The sequence below is a fragment of the Vibrio sp. 970 genome (genome assembly GCF_033339075.1).
Map to the genome: position 1 here is coordinate 222,426 of NZ_JAWOTW010000004.1, position 16,500 is coordinate 238,925.

16 protein-coding genes are annotated in these 16,500 nt (G+C 44.8%); 8 read left to right on the forward strand and 8 right to left on the reverse strand.

Annotation, left to right across the window (positions count from 1 at the left end):
* The first annotated feature begins 7 nt into the window (after positions 1 to 7).
* Positions 8 to 397 carry a DUF2750 domain-containing protein gene (locus R7Q11_RS08050; protein ID WP_005378129.1) on the forward strand — a complete coding sequence of 130 codons (390 nt, stop codon included), beginning with the start codon at positions 8 to 10 and terminating at the stop codon, positions 395 to 397.
* A gap of 82 nt (positions 398 to 479) precedes the next feature.
* Here the strand turns inward: R7Q11_RS08050 and R7Q11_RS08055 are convergent, their stop codons facing one another.
* The 6 genes from R7Q11_RS08055 to pspF all read right to left on the reverse strand — a co-directional run bounded on the left by R7Q11_RS08055 (position 480) and on the right by pspF (position 6,931).
* Positions 480 to 1,271, reverse strand: a complete 792-nt coding sequence (locus tag R7Q11_RS08055) for an ATP-binding cassette domain-containing protein (protein ID WP_005393308.1) — start codon at positions 1,269 to 1,271, stop codon at positions 480 to 482.
* Positions 1,268 to 2,263: an oligopeptide/dipeptide ABC transporter ATP-binding protein gene (locus R7Q11_RS08060; protein ID WP_005378126.1), complete on the reverse strand. Its 996-nt coding sequence runs from the start codon at positions 2,261 to 2,263 to the stop codon at positions 1,268 to 1,270. Before R7Q11_RS08060 ends, R7Q11_RS08055 begins: the two co-directional genes overlap by 4 nt.
* A complete protein-coding gene (locus tag R7Q11_RS08065) occupies positions 2,263 to 3,150 on the reverse strand; it encodes an ABC transporter permease subunit (RefSeq protein WP_005378123.1) in 888 nt (295 codons plus the stop codon). The genes R7Q11_RS08060 and R7Q11_RS08065 overlap by 1 nt, the downstream gene beginning before the upstream one ends.
* Positions 3,137 to 4,099 (reverse strand): ABC transporter permease, encoded by a 963-nt coding sequence (locus tag R7Q11_RS08070; RefSeq protein WP_005378122.1) that lies wholly within the window; start codon positions 4,097 to 4,099, stop codon positions 3,137 to 3,139. The genes R7Q11_RS08065 and R7Q11_RS08070 overlap by 14 nt, the downstream gene beginning before the upstream one ends.
* Complete coding sequence (sapA, locus tag R7Q11_RS08075) at positions 4,099 to 5,718, reverse strand: ABC transporter substrate-binding protein SapA (RefSeq protein ID WP_017820870.1); 1,620 nt, start codon at positions 5,716 to 5,718, stop codon at positions 4,099 to 4,101. The genes R7Q11_RS08070 and sapA overlap by 1 nt, the downstream gene beginning before the upstream one ends.
* 205 nt (positions 5,719 to 5,923) lie before the next feature.
* Complete coding sequence (gene pspF, locus R7Q11_RS08080; RefSeq protein ID WP_017820869.1) at positions 5,924 to 6,931, reverse strand: phage shock protein operon transcriptional activator; 1,008 nt, start codon at positions 6,929 to 6,931, stop codon at positions 5,924 to 5,926.
* A 232-nt stretch (positions 6,932 to 7,163) separates the two neighbouring features.
* On the opposite strand from pspF, the gene pspA reads away from it, so the two are divergent.
* The 7 genes from pspA to R7Q11_RS08115 all read left to right on the forward strand — a co-directional run bounded on the left by pspA (position 7,164) and on the right by R7Q11_RS08115 (position 14,503).
* The gene (gene pspA, locus R7Q11_RS08085; RefSeq protein WP_005378119.1) at positions 7,164 to 7,835 is read left to right on the forward strand and encodes a phage shock protein PspA; all 672 of its coding nucleotides are present in this window, start codon (positions 7,164 to 7,166) and stop codon (positions 7,833 to 7,835) included.
* 14 nt (positions 7,836 to 7,849) lie between these two features.
* Positions 7,850 to 8,083 carry an envelope stress response membrane protein PspB gene (gene pspB, locus R7Q11_RS08090; RefSeq protein WP_005378117.1) on the forward strand — a complete coding sequence of 78 codons (234 nt, stop codon included), beginning with the start codon at positions 7,850 to 7,852 and terminating at the stop codon, positions 8,081 to 8,083.
* A complete protein-coding gene (pspC, locus tag R7Q11_RS08095; protein WP_017820868.1) occupies positions 8,076 to 8,465 on the forward strand; it encodes an envelope stress response membrane protein PspC in 390 nt (129 codons plus the stop codon). The genes pspB and pspC overlap by 8 nt, the downstream gene beginning before the upstream one ends.
* 161 nt (positions 8,466 to 8,626) lie before the next feature.
* Positions 8,627 to 9,658, forward strand: coding sequence for an efflux RND transporter periplasmic adaptor subunit (locus tag R7Q11_RS08100; RefSeq protein ID WP_213907831.1), 1,032 nt, complete (start codon positions 8,627 to 8,629; stop codon positions 9,656 to 9,658).
* Position 9,659: 1 nt separating this feature from the next.
* Positions 9,660 to 10,757, forward strand: coding sequence for an efflux RND transporter periplasmic adaptor subunit (locus R7Q11_RS08105; protein ID WP_205460897.1), 1,098 nt, complete (start codon positions 9,660 to 9,662; stop codon positions 10,755 to 10,757).
* The gene (gene vmeI, locus R7Q11_RS08110) at positions 10,754 to 13,864 is read left to right on the forward strand and encodes an efflux RND transporter permease subunit VmeI (RefSeq protein ID WP_225466345.1); all 3,111 of its coding nucleotides are present in this window, start codon (positions 10,754 to 10,756) and stop codon (positions 13,862 to 13,864) included. The genes R7Q11_RS08105 and vmeI overlap by 4 nt, the downstream gene beginning before the upstream one ends.
* A 72-nt stretch (positions 13,865 to 13,936) precedes the next feature.
* Positions 13,937 to 14,503, forward strand: coding sequence for a DNA-3-methyladenine glycosylase I (locus R7Q11_RS08115; RefSeq protein ID WP_017634671.1), 567 nt, complete (start codon positions 13,937 to 13,939; stop codon positions 14,501 to 14,503).
* 24 nt (positions 14,504 to 14,527) lie between these two features.
* Here the strand turns inward: R7Q11_RS08115 and R7Q11_RS08120 are convergent, their stop codons facing one another.
* Together R7Q11_RS08120 and R7Q11_RS08125 are read right to left on the reverse strand one after the other, a co-directional pair.
* Positions 14,528 to 15,388: a lipase secretion chaperone gene (locus tag R7Q11_RS08120; protein ID WP_047100759.1), complete on the reverse strand. Its 861-nt coding sequence runs from the start codon at positions 15,386 to 15,388 to the stop codon at positions 14,528 to 14,530.
* A 12-nt stretch (positions 15,389 to 15,400) separates the two neighbouring features.
* Complete coding sequence (locus tag R7Q11_RS08125; RefSeq protein WP_225466378.1) at positions 15,401 to 16,306, reverse strand: esterase/lipase family protein; 906 nt, start codon at positions 16,304 to 16,306, stop codon at positions 15,401 to 15,403.
* Positions 16,307 to 16,500: the final 194 nt, after the last annotated feature.

Sequence of the window (16,500 nt, forward strand, 5' to 3'; positions counted from 1 at the left end):
GACGAATATGTCTGAGCAACTGACCCAAGAGCAGATGGATACCATTAATCGCTACAACGAAGAGCAACGTTTAAAGTACTGCGTAAAAGAGATTGTGGCGAATCGTAAGGTTTGGATTCTGAAAGACGAACATGGCTGTGTCATGTTAAATACAGAAGATGATGATTGTGTACCAGTATGGCCAAACGAAGAATTTGCTTTGCAATGGGCGAATGGTGATTGGGAAGATTGCGAGCCTGAGGCGATCTCTTTAAACAAGTGGCACAGCCGTTGGACCTCTGGTCTAGAGGATGACGAGCTATCGATTGTTGTATTCCCAAATCAAAATGAAGAAGGGGTCGTATTGTTTCCTGACGAGTTTGATTTTGAACTGCGCAAACAAGCGAGCCGCCGTTAGTTTTTTGATTAGTACCCATGCAATAAAGAAGCCTGCGTTAAAGCAGGCTTCTTTACATTTGCACGATTACATCTTTGATAAGCTATTTTGTTTGATGGCTTGGCGCTTTATAAAAGTGGCTTTCGACTAGTCGTTGAGTAATAGGATGCTCGGGATGAGTCAATACTTGGTTGGTCTCGCCAAACTCGACCACTTCACCTTCATGCATCACCATCACTTTATCAGTAATATGCTTAACAATGCCAATATGCTGAGACACGTACACAAATGACAATCCCATCTCTTCTTGCAACTCGAGGAATAAGTTAATGATCTGCGAGCGCATTGCCATATCCAAACCGTTTAACGCCTCATCAGCGACAATGATGGAAGGTTGAAGAATAAGTGCACGAGCCAAACACACGCGCTGTTTTTGACCGGCAGCTAGCATTTGTGGATAAAAATAGGCGTGCTCAGGCAGCAATCCTACGCGGAGCAGGGTGTTCTTTACACGCTGCATGCGCGCATCTGGCGGCATGTTGGTATTTCGCTTTAGCGGACCTTCTAAAATACGACCAATCTGGATTCGTGGGTTTAACGATGTGTTTGGATCTTGGAAAATCATGCGGATGAGCTTGCAGCGTGTCGCGTAATCTTTGTGCTCCAATCGTTCGCCATTCACACGGATCTCTCCGGAGCTTGGTTCAACAACGCCAGCAAGCATACGAGCTAGTGTGGATTTTCCTGACCCGTTTTGACCAATAAAACCAATAGTTTGTCCTGGCTCTAAAGTAAAGCTTACCGGTTTAACTGCCTCATTAACCTGACGTTTGAACAGACGGGAGCGCGTAACAAATTGCTTCGATAAATTATCGACTTCAAGTAACGCACTCATGACTTTTTCTCCGTGTTCAATGGAAAGTGGCAGTTAAATTTATGATTCTTAATTCGTCTGGTGTGTGGAATTTCTACACATTGTTTCTGCGCATATGGGCAACGTGGTCCGAGGCGACAACCGATAGGCAGATGCTGCAATGGCGGAATCGAGCCCGGTAGGGATTGGAGTTTTTGCTTGTGTGGTACCCAATCATTAAAGTCAGGCATCGCTTTAAGCAAGGCATCGGTGTACGGGTGCTTGGGTGCCGCAATGATTTTACTGGTATCGGCAGACTCCACCGACTGACCACAATACATTACCGTAATACGTCCTGCCCACTGTGTTATGGTCGCTAAGTCGTGGCCGATAAGCAGAATGGTTGTGTTATTAAGTTGGTTCATGCGGCTCAACAGACGCAAAATTTGCGATTGGGTAATCGGGTCTAAGTCGTTGGTTGGTTCATCTGCTATCAGCAATTTAGGTTTGGTCGCAATCGCCATGGCAATCATGACCTTTTGACACTCACCATCAGTCAGTTCATAAGGGTAGCTACCCATTAAACGCTTGTGATCTTTAATACCCACTTTATGCAAAAGCGCGATGGCCTGTTTTTTACGCCATTTAAATCGCTCCCACCATTTCCCTTCAAATGCGCGAGATGGAATGGATTCAATCAATTGACGCCCGACTTCCTCTGAAGGGTCAAGACAAGTTGAAGGCTCTTGGAAAATCATCGCAATATCACGAGCAATGACGCGCCGACGCTCTTTTGGCGTAAGCTGAAGCAAGTCAATATTGCCAAGGCGCATACGGTCAGCGGTGATGCGCCAGTTATCTTTACTCACACCGACAATCGCTTTTGCAACTAAGCTTTTTCCAGAGCCAGACTCACCTACAAGACCACGAATTTCGCCTTCGTTCAAAGTTAGGCTCATTCGGTCAACGGCTTTGACCAACCCTTGAGGTGTTTCGATCTCAATGGTCAAATGTCGAATATCTAACAACGGCATTATTCGATCCCCGCATTAAGCGCTTGACGTACACCTTCACCTACTAAGTTTAGGGTAATAACAGTAAACATGATGGTCAGGCCGGGTAGGGTCACTGTCCAAGGTGCAATATAAATAAGCTCGACAGAGTCACCTAATATTGCTCCCCACTCGGTGCTTGGTGCCTGTGCGCCTAGGCCAAGAAAACCCAGTGCCGTAATATCTAAAATCGCAGCAGAGAGCGCGAGTGTGATTTCAGCGGCAATGACCGTCAGAATGTTAGGAAGAATTGAACTCCACAGTAAGTAGAAATCATTAGCGCCATCAAGGCGTGCTGCCATTATGTAGTCTTTTTCAACTTCGGTGTGGACTGCGATATAAACGGAGCGAATAAAACGCGGAATCAAAGCCAAGCAGATTGCGAGTAAAATATTGAACCCACCAAAGCCTAGAAATGCCACAAAAATGATTGCTAATAAGAGCGACGGGATCGACATGACGGTATCGAGCAAGTGGTTGAGAGTACTCGACAGTAAGCCTTTCGTCATACCTGCCAATACGCCAATTAAACAGCCTACAACGGCAGCAATTGCGGTGATGGCGACAGCAGCGCCAAATGTCAGCTGAGAGCCCATAATCAGGCGCGAAAGAATATCTCTACCTAAGTCATCGGTCCCCAAAAAGTAATCAACCGTTCCTGCTGGAGCCCATGATGGCGGCACAAGCAACTCACCTGACTGTGCTTGGGCGTCAAATGGTGCAAGTAGGGGGGCAAAAATGGTAATAAGGACGATAAACACCAAGCACCACAAGCCAAACATGGCTAGTCCGTTGGCGCGGTAGCTTCGCCAAAAACGCTCAAACTGTGTTGGAATGCGCTCTTCCTGATAAACGTTATTTGTTAGCATACCATTCCTTTCGAACTAAAGGGTTAATCATCGCGCCAATCAAATCCGAGAGTATGTTAGCGGTAAGAACCAAAGTCGCAAGTACCATCACGCCAGCTTGGATAGATGCATAGTCTTGGCTTGCTAGCGCATCTAAAAGCCAACGACCAATACCTGGCCAGTTAAAAATAGACTCCGTGATGATAGCTAAGGTAATCATACTCGAAAGTTGAACACCAACCTTGGGAATGATAGGCGGTATCGCATTCCGCAATACATGTTGAGTTACGATTTCGCGGTTAGAAAGACCTTTGATTCTCGCTGCACGGATGTAGTTTTGGCTCATCACTTCCGCTACCGAGGAGCGCATTAGTCCGACAACCTGGGTGGTTGGAGCCAAAGCAAGCACCAAACATGGCAGCACCATATGCTCAATGACGCTTTGCAGTGCGTGAGCGCGGTATTCACCTTTCGCCATGAATGCGTCGATAATGGCAAATCCGGTTACATGATCAATTTCGTAAAGCAGGTCATATCGTCCTGCCACGGGAAAGAGTTGGTACTCTAATGAAAAAACCATGATAAGTAACAGAGCCACCCAAAAAATTGGGGCGGAATAACCAGACATCGACATGAATGAAATGCTGGTGTCGAGCCATTTACCTTGCTTCATCCCAGCCACGGTTCCAAGTGGAATACCGATCAAAAGGGACACCAAAAAGGCAAAAAAGCACAGTTCCAAAGTGGCAGGGAATACGACGGCGAGCTCGTCATAAATCGCGTTGCCGTTTTTACTTATGCCAAAATCAAGCTGAGAAAGGTTGATTAAGTAAGTTTGCCAACCAGACCAAAAATCAACGTTTGCCCAGTGCGAGAGAGGGTCAAGGCGAAGCAGAGAAAAACCCACTAATGTAAGGATCATCAAAGTGATGATAAATAGGTTAAAGCGTCGAACGGTATACCAAAACATCAGTGAATTCTCTCAACTCTATCAAACGGTTGGGCATTGAAAGGGCTTGATTTGAAGCCTGTCAGCGATTTGTCGTGCACACGGAACTGCACGCCATGCGCCAGAGGAATAACCGGGAACTCTTGATTCAAAATGTTCTGTGCTTGGCGATATAGGTTCAAACGGTAACGCGGTTCTTGAGTTTCTAACGCCAAATCGAGCAAGAAATCGAAGTCATCGTTACACCACATGGACACGTTAAGGCCAACGCGGTCAGACTCGCAAGATAATAAAGGGCGGAAAAAGTTGTCAGGATCCCCGGTATCACCAATCCAACCTGTTAAAAGTAAATCGATATCGTTGATGTTCTCCAAATCCACACGTTCAAACCTATCATCGGTCAGTAGCGTTAATTTAACCCCAATATCGGCAAAATTCGCTTGGATTAACTCCGCAGTCTTGCGAGGGCTTGGGTTAAAAGCACGTGGTTCAAGTGGTACCCACATGGTCAATTCTAGGCCGTCTTCGTAGCCTGCATCTCGAAGTAGTGCCAATGCATAATTCCGGTCATAACGAATTTTTACGCTGTCTTTTTGATAAGCCCATGAATTTGGTGGTAGCAAGGTATAAGCTTGGGAGCCAGTTCCGTAGTAAACCGAATCTAAAATATTTTGACGGTTGATCGCTAAGTTAAGAGCTTGGCGAACTCGAGCATCACTCAGCGCGGTGGTTTCTGTGTTTATCGCAATAAAGGAAACGTTGTTAGCTGGTGTAGCCGTCAGCTCAAGGTTGTCATTTTCTTGAATGACAGGTATTTGGCTCGAAATAGGTGAAGAGAGTACGTCACACTCGTTTCTTAAAAGTTTAGCTAATGTACCCGTGCCTCTGTGAGAGATATCGAACACCACTTGTTCCATTTTTGCTGGTGACTTCCAGTAATTAGAATGACGCTCTAATCGAATCAAATCGTTCACTTGGTACTCTTTTAATTGATAAGGGCCGGTACCGATAGGAAGTTGGTCGATTTCTTCTTTATGATCTTTTGCTGCCAATTGCTGTCCATACTCCGCAGACAAGATAACCGCATGGCTGGTGGCAATATTGGCCAAGAAAGAAAAGTTTGGCTGAGATAACGTAAACCTTACCGTATGCTCATCTATTGCAACCACGTCTTGGAGTAGGTTTTGAAAATCTAACCCTGCAAACCATGGATAAAAACCACCACCTACTTGGTGAAAAGGATGGTCTACATCGATGATTCGCTTGAAGCTAAATACCACATCTTTTGCATTCAATGGGCGAGTGGGTGTGAACCAAGGCGTGGTTTGGAATTTAACACCACGTTTAAGCTTAAACGTGTATTCCGTCCCTGATTCATTTACTGACCAACTCTCGGCGATGCTTGCCACGGGCTGATGTGATTTAGGATCGAGCGTGAGCAGCGTATCGTACAGCTGCGGGCTCAGAGCCTCTGCGGTAATACCGCTATCAATAAGCTGAGGGTTAAACGTGGTCGGCTTACCTTGTCCGCAAAACACAAAGCCAGCTTTGCGAATATCATTGTGGTCAATTTCATCGCCACAAGCGGTCAGTAGGCTAATCCCAATAAGGCTCAGCGATAATCTTATAAAAGCATTCATAATATGAAATGTTCATTGGATCTTGCTCGTTTCGTTTGATCTTACTCTTTCAAAGCTAACAAGCGAAAATGATCTCGCTAATTTATCACCTTTGTGAACTCGCTCCAAACATAAAATCCATACACTGTAAGGTGTTATGCCATAAATGCATGCGAATTAGAGCGCAGTCACGAGCTCGTGTATTGATTGAGTACTCTCGGTCAAGTTAGCTTTGTCCGACCAAACCATATTTTCTAACCATCCCTCGTAATTGGTGATAGCTCAAGCCAAGTAGCTCGGCTGCTTGTCGTTGATTAAACTTGGCTTCTTCCAATGCACGATTGAGTAAATGGATATCTTGTTCCTCTTGCCATTGTTTATAGTCTAGAGGGAATTGGATGGTGTTGCTTGATGCTTCCTCTTCTTGTTGTTCTGCTTGTTTTGCACTATGGCCAAGCGCGCTGTGCCAAACCGTTTCAAAAGGATTGAAAACCAGTTCATCAATTGGGTGAGCATTCAGACCATGTTGGTAAATCGCACGTTCAATCACGTTTTTTAGTTCGCGGACGTTACCGGGCCATTCATATTCAATAAGCGACTGCTGCGCTTTTGGGGTAAAACCGACAAAGTATTCCAGTTGCAGTTCACGACACATTTTCATCGCGTAGTGCTCTGCTAAAGAGAGAATGTCTTCTTTGCGCTCGCGAAGAGGCGGTAACATAATGACATCGAAGGCTAGCCTGTCGAGCAGATCTGCACGAAAATCACCTTGCTCTGCCAATTTTGGTAGGTCGGCATTGGTTGCACAAACAAGTCGAACATCCGCATTGAGAGCGGTATGACCGCCAACTCGCTCATATTCACCATATTCGATGACGCGTAATAGCTTTTCTTGAACTAAAAGTGGTGCGGTCGCCAGCTCGTCAAGAAACAAAGTACCGCCCTCGGCACGCTCGAAACGCCCTTTATGCTTACCTTTAGAGCCTGTGAAGGAGCCGGATTCATGTCCAAACAATTCGGAATCTATTAGCCCTTCGCTTAATGTCGCACAGTTGAGTGATAGTAGTGGTTTATCCCAACGTCTTGATAAATAATGCAAACGCTGAGCGATGAGTTCTTTACCCGTACCTCGTTCACCAATGATGAGGACAGGGCGCTCAATGGGTGCAAGTTGTGATACTTTATCTAGTACAGCGAGAAAAGCAGGTGATTCACCAATCAGGTTTTGCTTCATAAAGTCCTTCTTATTTAACAGCCGAGCCATGATTTAGAGATAGAGTTGGTAAATTTCACCAACAGTTGGTGAAAAACATCATAGCACAATAGTGTGTAACGACAACAAAATGAATAACACTCTGATTTAAAAGAAAATTATAAGTTGGCACGTTACTTGTTATATATTCAGGGAGACACAAGGTTAATCACCACCTTGTCGAGTTTTAATAGGAAAAAAGAGGAGTTCCGTTATGGGTATTTTTTCTCGATTTGCAGATATCGTTAACTCAAACATCAGTGCATTACTGGACAAGGCGGAAGATCCTGAAAAAATGATCCGTCTTATCATTCAAGAAATGGAAGACACACTTGTTGAAGTGCGTACTAACTCGGCTAAAGCGATTGCAGACAAGAAAGAGTTGGCTCGTAAGGTTGAAACGTTAGAAGAGCAAATTGGCGAATGGGGCCAAAAAGCGAGCTTAGCATTAGTGAAAGAGCGTGAAGATCTAGCTCGTGCAGCGTTAATTGAAAAGCAAAAGCTAGAGCAAGTGATTAAAGGCCTCCACACTGAGCAAACCTTAGTGGAAGAAACGATCGATAAGCTTACTGGCGAGATTGGTAAGTTGGAAAGCAAAATTGCCGAAACGCGCGCAAAACAGCAAGCACTAGCAATTCGTAACCAAACTGCATCTAACCGTCGTGATGTGCAAAAACACCTGCACACTAGCCGCACTAATGAAGCGATGGCGAAATTTGAGCAGTACTCACGTAAAGTGGATGAAATGGAAGCGGAAGCAGACCTGTATGCTCAAACTGGTAATGCTAAATCGCTAGAACAAGAGTTTGCAGAGTTGCAGGCACAAGACGAAATTGAAAAAGAGTTGGCAAAACTGAAAGAACAGATGTCATCGAAAGATAAATAAGAAAGGAGCCATTTATGTCGGCATTTTTTATAGCAGGACCAGTGATTGTCTTTTTAATCTTTGTCGCTCCACTATGGCTCTTCTTACACTATCGCAGCAAACGCAAAACAGATAGTGCACTGTCGAGCCAAGATTTAGAGCGCCTTCAGGTACTATCTGAAAAAGCGGAAGCGATGCAGTCCCGAGTTGATACATTGGAGCGCATCTTGGATGCTGAGTCACCAACATGGAGACGAAAGTATGAATAATCGAGAACTGTATCGTGACCCAGTAAATGGCAAAATCTCCGGTGTTTGCGCCGGAATTGCCAACTACTTTGGTGCAGAAGTTTGGTTGATTCGTATTGTAGTGATTTCTGCAGCGCTGTTAGGTGGTACGTTTTTGGTATTGTTAGCGTACATCGCGATGGCGTTTATGTTAGAAAAGCAACCAGTAACGTATTCTGAAAATATCAGAGCGCAGCAAGAGCATACGCTCAAAAGTAAGCCTTGGCAGAAAGGGCAAAGCCCTGATCAACTGCTCAGTGTGTTGGAAAGGGATTTTGACCGTCTTGATGTCAAAATTCGTAACATGGAAGCTTATGTTACGTCTGATACATATAGGGTGAACAGAGAATTCAGTAAGCTCTAGGCATTTTGTATCCAAAGAAGATTTAACTGAAGCAGGCATAAAGCCTGCTTTTTTATCACAAATTACTAATTTTAAAGCACTATTAATCTTTTCCGCTCTGGAAGTTCGTTCAAAATTCATCTACTTTAAAAATAATCCCCCAATTTTTATGGATGAATGTAATGAGAAGATTGCTCATTCCTATTGCCATCTCGGCTGTCTTGTCGGGGTGCGGTAAAGAACTTCCTCCTGTTCCTGAACCTGAATCGCGCCCTGCGAAGCTATTTACAGTATCTGTTGGCAATGCCCAGTTTGAGCGACATTTTCCTGCCACGACGGAAGCTGGCGATAGAGCAGTACTGACATTTCGAGTTCCTGGGCTTCTTCAAACGATAGAAGTGAATGAAGGTCAAGTCGTCAGTAAAGGTGATGTTTTGGCGTCATTAAACCCAGATGAATATTCTCTGCTCGAACAGCAAGCTCGGGCAAATTTTTTGCTCGCAGATGTGCAATACAAGCGATACCAAAAGCTACGTAAAGACCAAGTAGTATCTGAGCAAGATTTTGATGAGGCAAAAGCGAACCACAACTCGGCAAAAGCTCAATGGAATCAAGCAAAGGCAAACTTAAGGTATACCAAACTTGTCGCGCCATATGATGGAACCATTTCGTACATTCCAGCAGAAAACCATGAATATGTTGCCGCGAAAGAAGGGGTGATGAATATTCAGTCCAACCAACTCCTCAAAGTGATATTCCAAATCCCAGACTATCTTCTAAATCGTTACACGCAGGGGAGCGATGTCTCTGCCAGAATGATATTTGATGCGTTCCCCGAGCGAGCCTTTGATTTAACCTTTCAGGAAATCGATACAGAGGCCGATCCTAAAACGGGCAGTTACAAAGTCACGATGGTCATGGAGCGACCAGCAGAAATAGGCCTTTTGCCGGGAATGTCTGGCAATGCTTACCTCCTGTCCAAAAGTGCAGGAGCGACAAAGATTCCTAACTCCGCGTTGCTAGAAGAGAACGGCAAAACATACGTTTGGCGTGTCGATGAGCAAGGCATTGTGTCCAAAGCCGCAATTGAGATGAATGACAAAAATCAAGTGTTAGCTGGGCTTAACGATGGCGACCAAATCATTATCTCGGGTGTCAGTGTAATTGAACCCGGAATTAAGGTAAGAGCGTGGATTAAGGAAAGAGGGTTGTAATATGAAAGGAATCATCTCTCTAGCGACTTTACTTTCAACGCTTTTTCTCGTTGGCTGTGGGGATAAGGCGCCAGAAAAAGAGCTCGAAACGCCACGAGTTAGAGTTACGTCATTAGCGGGAAGCAAGGTGGATGACAACTTGTACTTCCCTGCGGTTGCGAATGCAGCGGATCGCTCTCATTTGAGCTTCAGAGTGGCAGGAGAAGTCAGCAGCATCATGGTAAAAGAGGGCGACAAAGTCACGAAGGGTGATGTTATTGCAACACTAGATCCCACTGACTATGAGTTGGATGTAGATAATGCGAGTGCGCGTTTTTCTGTTGTCGACAGTCAGTATCGCCGCTCACGCCCTTTGGTCGATAAAGGCCTATTAGCTAAGTCTCAGTTTGATGAAATTGCAGCACAACGACAAATCGCCTTAGCTGAGCTTCAGTTAGCCAAACTTCGTCTATCATTTACTGCCTTAAAAGCGCCCGTGGATGGGATTATTTCGCGAGTTAATATCGACCAATTCGAAAATGTTCAAGTCGGACAGCATATCGTTAATATTCACAGCTTGGAGCGAGTCGAAGTGTTGATTCAGCTTCCTGACCGACTCTATGTGAACCAACCGCCAACGGAAGAAAGGCTTACCGCGATCAAAGCATTAGTGCGCGTGCCCAGTGGTAACGAATATAACGCGACGGTAAAAGAATTTACAACCGAACCCGACCCAACAACAGGTACGTTTACTGTCACACTGTCGCTTCCTATGCCGGAAGAAGAGTACATCCTAGATGGGATGGCTGTTGAAGTAACGTCTAAAGACGAGAATGTTGGGCTTGATCTCAACCTAGGAATTAATGTCCCTATCGAAGCCATTTTTAATGCGGATGGTGACGAGCTGGGGCGCGAAAACAAATTTGTTTGGGTACTGAATGACGACAATACGGTATCGCGCAAACAGGTGCGAGCAGGTAAGGCATCTAAAACGTCCATTCAAATCCTTGATGGTCTCATGCTCAAAGACAAAGTTGTGATTGCCGGTGTTTCTCGATTAAGGGATGGCATGAAAGTGGAAGTGATACAGGAAATGGCTACGCAGGAGGCCGGTCTATGAGCGATCTTAATAAATCAGCGCCTCAAAGTGATGATGATGTGACCGGTATTGCTGCGTACTTCATCCGAAATCGCGTCATCAGTTGGATGTTCGCACTGATATTTTTGATTGGTGGTATCGCCGCATTCTTTGGTTTAGGGCGTCTTGAGGACCCTGCTTTTACTATTAAAGATGCGATGGTAGTGACCTCTTACCCTGGTGCGACACCGCAACAAGTCGAAGAAGAAGTGACGTACCCAATCGAAAAAGCGATTCAGCAGCTTACTTATGTTGATGAAGTAAATTCGATTTCTAGCCGAGGCTTATCTCAAATCACGGTCACGATGAAGAACAATTATGGCCCTGATGATCTACCACAAATTTGGGATGAGTTGCGCCGTAAAGTGAACGACCTTAAAGGGACGTTGCCTCCAGGTGTGAATGAACCTCAAGTGATCGATGATTTTGGTGATGTTTACGGGATTTTGTTAGCGGTGACTGGCGACGGTTATAGCTATAAAGAGCTACTGGATTACGTCGATTACTTACGCCGAGAGCTCGAACTGGTTGATGGTGTGAGTAAAGTTTCGGTATCCGGGCAACAGCAAGAACAAGTTTTCATCGAAGTATCGATGAAAAAGCTGAGCAGTATAGGTCTTGCTCCGGATACCGTGTTTAATCTTCTTTCGACGCAAAACGTGGTTTCTGACGCAGGGGCGATCAGAATTGGTGACGAGTACATCAGAATTCAGCCGACTGGCGAGTTCCAGAGTGTGGAGGAGCTGGGTGATTTGTTGATTACTGAGTCGGGCGCTCAGGGGCTCATTTTCTTGAAAGATGTGGCGGAAATAAAACGCGGGTATGTAGAAGTACCGAGTAATGTTATTAATTTTAACGGCAGCCTTGCACTGAACGTGGGTGTTTCTTTTGCTGAAGGCGTCAATGTGGTTGAAGTCGGAAAAGCGTTTGATCATCGCCTTGCCGAGCTAAAGTACCAACAACCTGTCGGTATCGAAATCTCGGAAATTTACAGTCAGCCTAAAGAGGTGGATAAATCGGTTAGCGGTTTTGTTGTCAGCTTGGCTCAAGCTGTCGGTATCGTCATTATCGTACTTCTGTTCTTTATGGGGCTACGTTCTGGGCTACTAATCGGTTTAATCTTGCTGCTGACGGTGCTGGGTACGTTCATTTTCATGAAGTATCTCGCGATAGATTTGCAGCGGATTTCATTAGGTGCCTTGGTTATCGCGTTAGGTATGCTGGTGGACAATGCAATCGTCGTGGTTGAGGGGATTTTGATTGGTACGCAAAAAGGGCGAACTCGACTCCAAGCAGCGACCGACATTGTTACCCAAACAAAGTGGCCATTACTTGGGGCAACTGTGATTGCGGTAACTGCATTTGCGCCAATTGGACTGTCTGAAGACTCGACGGGCGAATACTGTGGCACTTTATTTACGGTTCTGCTGATCTCTTTAATGTTGAGCTGGTTTACCGCTATCTCGTTGACACCATTCTTTGCTGACATCTTCTTTAAAGGCCAGAAGATTAAACAAGGTGAAGGGGAAGAAAATGATCCATATAACGGGGTTATTTTCGTTATTTATAAAAAGTTTCTTCAGTTTTGTATGCGTCGTGCTTGGTTTACCGTTGTGGTGCTGATTGCGGGATTAGCGGCAAGTGTTTACGGGTTCACCTTTGTGAAGCAAGCGTTTTTCCCATCTTCGACAACGCCGATTTTTCAGTTAGATGTATGGATGCCAGAAGGAACTGATATTCGAGCAACCAACACAACGCTTAAAGAGTTAGAAAGTTGGTTAGCTAAGCAAGAGCATGTTGACCATATCACGACGACCGCGGGTAAAGGCTTACAGCGCTTCATGTTAACGTACGCGCCAGAGAAAAGTTATGCGGCTTATGGTGAGATAACCACTCGTATGGAAAATTACGAAGCGTTGAAACCATTAATGGCGAAGTTTCGAGAGTATTTAAAAGCCAACTACCCAGAAATCAATTACAAGCTCAAACAGATTGAGTTAGGCCCTGGTGGTGGTGCAAAAATTGAAGCTCGCATTATTGGCTCAGATCCAACCGTCCTTCGTACGATAGCCGCTCAGGTCAAGGACATCATGTACGCCGACCCTCAGGCAACAAATATCAGGCATGATTGGCGTGAACGAACCCAAGTTCTTGAACCTCAGTTTAACGAGAGTCAGGCACGTCGCTATGGCATTACCAAATCAGATGTCGATGACTTCTTGTCCATGTCATTCTCTGGAATGACGATAGGCCTTTACCGAGACGGCACGACGCTCATGCCTATCGTGGCTCGTTTACCTGAAGATGAACGTATTGATATTCGTAACATTGAAGGCATGAAAATATGGAGTCCAGCACAGAGTGAGTTTATCCCACTTCAACAAGTCACAATGGGTTACGACATGCGTTGGGAGGATCCTATCATCGTACGTAAGAACCGTAAGCGTATGCTCACTGTGATGGCAGACCCTGATATTCTAGGTGAAGAAACCGCATCGACATTGCAAAAACGCTTACAGCCCCAAATCGAAGCGATTCAATTACCACCAGGTTATTCCTTAGAGTGGGGTGGTGAATACGAATCTTCAGGTGATGCTCAAGAGTCACTGTTTACTACTATGCCAATGGGGTACTTGTTCATGTTCTTGATCACTGTATTCCTATTTAACTCTATCAAAGAGCCACTCATTGTTTGGCTTACCGTACCGCTGGCGTTAATTGGCGTCACCACTGGTTTGTTGGCACTCAACACGCCGTTTGGTTTTATGGCATTGCTCGGCTTCTTAAGCTTATCGGGAATGGTGCTCAAAAATGGCATCGTATTACTGGACCAAATTGAAATTGAAATGAAGTCCGGTAAAGAGGCTTATGACGCGGTCGTTGATGCTGCGGTAAGTCGCGTCCGTCCCGTTTGTATGGCTGCTATCACGACGATCCTTGGTATGATCCCACTGTTGCCAGATATTTTCTTCAAACCAATGGCGGTTACGATTATGTTTGGTTTGGGTTTTGCGACAGTCCTGACACTGATTGTCGTGCCAGTGTTGTATCGTTTGTTCCATAAAGTGGCAGTACCGAAACAGGCTTAGTGCTACTGATATAACGATGAAAAATATCGCGCCTCTAGCTCATCAGTTAGAGGCGCTTTTTAAGGAAGAATAATGACAGAACAAAAAACGTGTGCGTGGGCGATGAATCACCCATTAGAGCGCGAATATCATGATTCCGAATGGGGCGTGCCAGTATATGACGACCAAGTCCTGTTTGAATTTATTACTTTGGAAGGTGCGCAAGCTGGTCTTAGTTGGATCACCATCCTTAAAAAGCGCGAAGGTTACAGAGAAGCGTTCGAGAATTACGATCTAGATGCGTTGGAACAAAGAAATGAAGAACGCGCTGAATACATCGTGGAAAACTTCGATGTTGTAAGGCATCGCGGAAAGATTAACTCGGTTTTCAGTAATGCCAAAGCGGCCAAAGCGTTAATTGCTGAATACGGAAGTTTATCAGACGCGTTGTGGCAGTTCGTGGACGGCGAACCAATCATTAATCAATGGCAACATATGAGTGACGTGCCAGTTTCGACAGAGCAATCCAAAGCCATGAGTAAATTCCTAAAAAAGAAAGGCTTCAAGTTTGTCGGTGAAACCATCTGTTATGCTTTCATGCAAGCCGTCGGCATGGTGGATGACCATATCGTTGGATGTCCTAAAAAGCAGAATAAGTAACGTTTGGCTATTAAGCTAATGTTGTTAGTTCTGGCTATCATGAATACGTTCCAAAGCTTCGATTCGACGCCATTGAGTGGCATCGAAGCTTTGTTTTCTTAAAGCAATGATTTCTGCCTGTTTTTCGTCTTGCCCTAGAAAATCTCTATTCAGAATATTTTGACGCTGCTTTAAGTAAGTGGCGAGTTGAGTCTCAAATGATTCTCTTTGCTCATCAAGTTTTTGCAGCCTCTGCGCTCCGGCATCTCCTACCAGAGCAACACGGGCGATGTACTTGTCTTGTGAATCAAGCTGAGAAGCTTGCTCGAGCTGCTTTGCTAATGCGTTATTGCGTTCACTTTCTCGTATGTAATCCGGTTGTTCTGATAACGCTTGATTGAGAAGGTGTTCTTGACTCTCGATATCCGATGCCTGTGTTTTAATCGTCAGCTTTTCTAAAGCAAGTTGGCGAAGTCGGTTTTCTTCGTCAAACAATTGGGTTATCTGCGCCTCGCTAAAGTATTGAAGCTGTAAGTTCAGTATTGCTTCATTCAGCATGGTTAACTGTTCAAGCGTTAGGTGATTGTGCTCAAAAGGCTCTAATGCAGAGAGTGCTTGCTTGTAGGAAAGGTAGGTTTGAAAAAGTTTGGCATCAATATTCAGAGTTTGCTTTGCTAAAGTGTCATCATTGACTTCCGCTTTGATCGTATCGAGATCTTCTTCGCCCAGCCGGCTAAGAGAATATTCGAAGAAATCTTTTGGGGAAGAGACATCGGCGGCTATATCTTGCTGAGATGGCGAATGGTTAGAGGTTATCTCTTGTTGTTTGTCGCTTTGCAACAGAGAAAGCGCTCCCACGCCAAATATCGAGAGCAGGATAAAAGTGGTGAGAGCGACTTTCTTCATTGTGATGACCTCTTATAAACCTTGAAGTTTGAGACGATTTGCATGTTGGCGATAAAGCGTGACTGGATCGGTTTCAAAAAGATGATGAATACCGAGTAGACCGTTAATTTCATCCAAATGGTTCATTTGATAATCATCACGTATGACTTTGCCTAAATGTGTGCTGCACGCACCAACTAAGCCATCATTCGGCCCATCAAAGGCTAAGCCAAGTACCATCATGGCAGCGTCAGTCGGATCGAAAACGTTTGTAAAAGTGGATGATCCGGTCCATGAGTAGTAATAAACGCCATTTGAAGCTAGCAAGTCGCCATTACCACATTCACTGGTAGGGACTCCCTCTGGGTAGTGCTGGTTAAACGCCAATGATCCTTCCGTGGTCAAGGCTGCTAATGAGGCTAAAGGGTCTTGGTCGAGATCAGAACCACCTGATAGAAGATTAATAAGAGTGGTTAAACCTTGCGCCAGTTTTACCGCGAGCTGCTCACTCCCCGAACCCTCAGATACGGTGCCACGAACTAAATCGGCTACTTTAGACCCTTTATTAACGCCTCCTATAGTCGTAACTGATGCGACTAGGTCAGGACGGACAGAGGCAACATAGCGCGTTGTTGGACCACCATGACTGTGACCAATGAGATTGACTTTCTCTGCGCCTGTAGCTGCAAGTAAGGTTTCTACTTGAGCAAGCAGTTGCTCCCCTCGAACTTCGCTGCTATTGGTCGCGGATACCTGTGCAACATAAACTTTAGCACCATCTTTTGTTAAGGAATGTGGTATTCCGAAAAAGTAATCAACGCCTGCCAGGGTATCAAAACCAAACAAACCGTGAACCAGAACAATCGGATACTTGGTTTGGGTATAACCTGTTGCAGCGTATACGGAGGTTATTGGGACGGTAACTAAGGTAAAAAGCATTAGCGCTATAAATTTGAGTTTCAAAACTATCTCCTTGTGGTATGACCTCTTATGAATGATAAAAAGTAGGAGAGAAACTCTAAATTTGAAAAGCCTATTTATGGCACATTATTTCATTCTGTGACTGCTCAATTGAAAAACAACACAAATGATTAACATTAATTAATGGTTCGGGCGAATGTTAGTTAATTCTA

What these genes read in the sequence shown, in the direction of transcription:
- R7Q11_RS08050 (WP_005378129.1), top strand. Translation starts at nt 8, where the DNA reads ATGTCTGAGCAACTGACCCAAGAGCAGATGGATACCATTAATCGCTAC.
- R7Q11_RS08055 (WP_005393308.1), bottom strand. Translation starts at nt 1,271, where the DNA reads ATGAGTGCGTTACTTGAAGTCGATAATTTATCGAAGCAATTTGTTACG.
- R7Q11_RS08060 (WP_005378126.1), bottom strand. Translation starts at nt 2,263, where the DNA reads ATGCCGTTGTTAGATATTCGACATTTGACCATTGAGATCGAAACACCT.
- R7Q11_RS08065 (WP_005378123.1), bottom strand. Translation starts at nt 3,150, where the DNA reads ATGCTAACAAATAACGTTTATCAGGAAGAGCGCATTCCAACACAGTTT.
- R7Q11_RS08070 (WP_005378122.1), bottom strand. Translation starts at nt 4,099, where the DNA reads ATGTTTTGGTATACCGTTCGACGCTTTAACCTATTTATCATCACTTTG.
- sapA (WP_017820870.1), bottom strand. Translation starts at nt 5,718, where the DNA reads ATGAATGCTTTTATAAGATTATCGCTGAGCCTTATTGGGATTAGCCTA.
- pspF (WP_017820869.1), bottom strand. Translation starts at nt 6,931, where the DNA reads ATGAAGCAAAACCTGATTGGTGAATCACCTGCTTTTCTCGCTGTACTA.
- pspA (WP_005378119.1), top strand. Translation starts at nt 7,164, where the DNA reads ATGGGTATTTTTTCTCGATTTGCAGATATCGTTAACTCAAACATCAGT.
- pspB (WP_005378117.1), top strand. Translation starts at nt 7,850, where the DNA reads ATGTCGGCATTTTTTATAGCAGGACCAGTGATTGTCTTTTTAATCTTT.
- pspC (WP_017820868.1), top strand. Translation starts at nt 8,076, where the DNA reads ATGAATAATCGAGAACTGTATCGTGACCCAGTAAATGGCAAAATCTCC.
- R7Q11_RS08100 (WP_213907831.1), top strand. Translation starts at nt 8,627, where the DNA reads ATGAGAAGATTGCTCATTCCTATTGCCATCTCGGCTGTCTTGTCGGGG.
- R7Q11_RS08105 (WP_205460897.1), top strand. Translation starts at nt 9,660, where the DNA reads ATGAAAGGAATCATCTCTCTAGCGACTTTACTTTCAACGCTTTTTCTC.
- vmeI (WP_225466345.1), top strand. Translation starts at nt 10,754, where the DNA reads ATGAGCGATCTTAATAAATCAGCGCCTCAAAGTGATGATGATGTGACC.
- R7Q11_RS08115 (WP_017634671.1), top strand. Translation starts at nt 13,937, where the DNA reads ATGACAGAACAAAAAACGTGTGCGTGGGCGATGAATCACCCATTAGAG.
- R7Q11_RS08120 (WP_047100759.1), bottom strand. Translation starts at nt 15,388, where the DNA reads ATGAAGAAAGTCGCTCTCACCACTTTTATCCTGCTCTCGATATTTGGC.
- R7Q11_RS08125 (WP_225466378.1), bottom strand. Translation starts at nt 16,306, where the DNA reads ATGCTTTTTACCTTAGTTACCGTCCCAATAACCTCCGTATACGCTGCA.